Here is a 2,804-nt window from a genome sequence, read left to right on the forward strand (position 1 = left end):
TCCCGCCGTGACAGCACAGCCGGACTGCGCGACTGACCGGCTGGTCTGCGCGCTGCACGGCGGGTCTATCGGTATGGGACCGCAGTCCGCCCCGCTCGCAGACAGTGCAGGCGCCCGCCGGAAAGGCGTCTGGCGCGCACCGATGCGCACGCGAGACGCCATAGCGGTGGGCGGTTGCCGAGGAGTCGTACAGGCGCGCGAGCGACACGTCGGGCGCTGGAGCGCCTGCACGTTGCGGCGGACGCGGACCGGGGGACAGGGGCGGGGGTCGGGTGACGAGCCGCTACCTCCCGGGCCGTGGCAACTCCTTCGTGCGCGGGGCCGGGCCCCGGTGGTGGCGACCCACTCGCGACGGCGACAGGAGCGGGTCGAAGACAGGCACAGACCGTCGACGGCCAGCACGTCCTCGGAGATCGCCGCACCGATGCGCATCACGAACGCGCCGATGCTCATCACGAACGCACCGATGCTCACCACGAACGCGCCGGTCTCGCCGACGTTGCCGACGGTGTCCTTCCGGCCGATCGAGGTGACCGACGGGATCGCGGGTCACAGCAGTAGACGGTGAAGAACGAGCACGGAGCGAGATCCCCCGAGGAAGGGCCGTGACACGGGTCACAACTGCTCTAGCCTGGGGCGGCGGCCACATCACGTGGACGGTGGTCGGCGTCCGCATGACGTGGACGGTGGGTGAGAGGGGTCGGGCAGGATGGCGGAGACGAGGGTTCGGATCCCACTGCGGGATCAGCTGTGGCTGATGATGGACCGACCGGACAATCTCATGTACATCAACTCGATCATGTGGTTCGCCGAGGTCCCCGACTGGGAGGCGGTCACCGAGGCGATCGCCACCCGGATGGTGGAGCCCCACCCGGTGTTCCGCCGGGTGCCGGTGCGGCGGGGCCGACGCTGGTACTGGCAGGACGATCCGGACTTCGACCTCTCCCGCCACCTGGTCCGCAGTCGCCTCCCCGAACCGGGCGGACGCGCCGAGGCCGAGGCGTACGTCGCCGCGCAGATGAGCAGGCCGCTCCCCGACGACCGCCCCATCTGGCGCACCGAGTTCATCGAGGGATATCACGGCCACGGGGGAGAGCAGGAGGGGGCGCTCATCCTGTTCCGGGTCCAGCACGGGATGGTCGACGGAATCCGGTTGTCCCAGCTGGTCCTGGGATTGTGTGACCACGAGGACGACGACCCCCTGCCCCGGGTGGGACGGGAACTGACCTCGGGTGGGGGCGGGATCGTGGGGGCGGTCGGCCAGGTCGGGGCAGGACTGGCCAAGGACTCGATCGGCATCGCCCGCGGTGTCGCGGGTGCCACGATCAGGTTCCCGGTGACGCTCGCGCGACTGGCCAGGGACGTGGCGGCCCCCGGCGGGGAACTGACCCGGGTGCCCACTCGTGTCGTGGAATCCCTGGCCGACACCATCGACTCCACCAACACGACGACCAACACCTATCGCTCCATCTTCCGACTGCTGTTCGAGCCCCGGACCCCCGACCTGTCGTGGAGTGGACGGACGCACGCGGAGAAGAAGGTCTCCTGGGTCTCGGGACTGGAGCTCGCGGCCGTCAAGAGGGTGGCGTCACTGCACGACACCACCGTCACCTCGGTGATGATCGCCGCGGTGTCCAAAGCCCTCACCCGCTACCTCGACGCGCACGGTGACCGCCCGGTCGCCGACATCAACCTCATGGTGCCCATGTCGGTGACGCCGAACAGCGACGACCTCCCGGAGGAACTGGGCAACCACATCACCCTCATCCTCATGCGTCTGCCACTGGGCATCGACGACGCCGACGAGCTCATCAACGCCATCACCACGTCCATGACCCGGGTGCGCTATTCGTTCGAGCCACACATCACCTTCGCCTCGATGCTCACCGTGGCGGTCACCCCGACTGCGGTGCAGCACGCCGTGATCGACCTGTTCGCCAACAAGACCGTCGGTCAGCTCACCTCGGTGCCCGGACCCGTCTCCACGGTGAGCCTCGCCGGGACCGTGGTCGAGGGGATGCTGGGCTGGGTCCCGATGAGCGGCGACCAGGCGCTCGGGATCTGCGTCTTCAGCTACGACGGGAAGGTCTCCGTGGGGATCGCCACCGACGCCGGACTCGTGCCGGACCCGGGCCGGGTCGCCGAGCTGATCAAGGACCAGTTCGCGACGTTCGACGGCTGGGAGGCCCAGGTCTGAGGACCGTCGTCACGCCTCTCCTTCACGGTGTACTTCACCACACCGGCGCGTCGACCCCGGTAGGCGTGGGGAACAAGGAAAACACTCGTGATCTCTGTCACGCCTGTTCTAGCCTGTACTCGTGCGCATGACCCGGTGCGCGAGCGTGGCCACGGGAGAGGCGTCGGGACGATGGGGGAGACGGCGAGAGTCAGAATCCCGCTGCGGGATCAGTTGTGGTTGCACATGGACCGCGCCGACAACCTCATGTACATCACCTCGTTGGTGTGGTTCTCGGAGATCCCCGACTGGGACGCGGTCACAGAGGCAGTCGCCACACGGATGGTTGACCCCCACCCGGTGTTCCGGCGGGTCCCGGTACGCGAGGGCAGACGGTGGTACTGGGAGGATGATCCCGATTTCGACCTCTCCCACCATCTGATCCGCGGGCGGCTCCCCGCGCCGGGCGGACGGGCCGAGGCCGAGGCGTACGTCTCCGAGCAGATGAGCGTCCAGCTCCCCGACGACCGCCCCCTGTGGCGCGCCGAGTTCCTCGAGGGCTACCACGGCCACGGTCACGAGGCCGAGCGGGAGGGCGCGCTGGTGCTGTTCCGGGTCCAGCACGGGA

Annotated in this window: 3 protein-coding genes; all 3 read left to right on the plus strand. The window is 68.8% G+C overall.

The window, feature by feature from the left end; genetic code table 11:
• The first annotated feature begins 424 nt into the window (after positions 1-424).
• Positions 425-568 carry a hypothetical protein gene (locus G6026_RS14935; protein ID WP_182613639.1) on the plus strand — a complete coding sequence of 48 codons (144 nt, stop codon included), beginning with the start codon at positions 425-427 and terminating at the stop codon, positions 566-568.
• Between the two features lie 141 nt (positions 569-709).
• A complete protein-coding gene (locus G6026_RS14940) occupies positions 710-2,197 on the plus strand; it encodes a WS/DGAT domain-containing protein (RefSeq protein ID WP_241725911.1) in 1,488 nt (495 codons plus the stop codon).
• Positions 2,198-2,368: 171 nt separating this feature from the next.
• A partial coding sequence (locus G6026_RS17595; RefSeq protein WP_277815617.1) for a wax ester/triacylglycerol synthase domain-containing protein occupies positions 2,369-2,804 on the plus strand: 436 nt, incomplete at its 3' end.

Origin of the sequence: Dietzia sp. DQ11-38-2, assembly GCF_014145055.1 — a bacterium.
In the GTDB taxonomy this organism is placed as follows: Bacteria; Actinomycetota; Actinomycetes; order Mycobacteriales; family Mycobacteriaceae; genus Dietzia.

Coding starts and splice junctions, on each gene's coding strand:
- G6026_RS14935 (WP_182613639.1), top strand. CDS start 425: ATGCGCATCACGAACGCGCCGATGCTCATCACGAACGCACCGATGCTC.
- G6026_RS14940 (WP_241725911.1), top strand. CDS start 710: ATGGCGGAGACGAGGGTTCGGATCCCACTGCGGGATCAGCTGTGGCTG.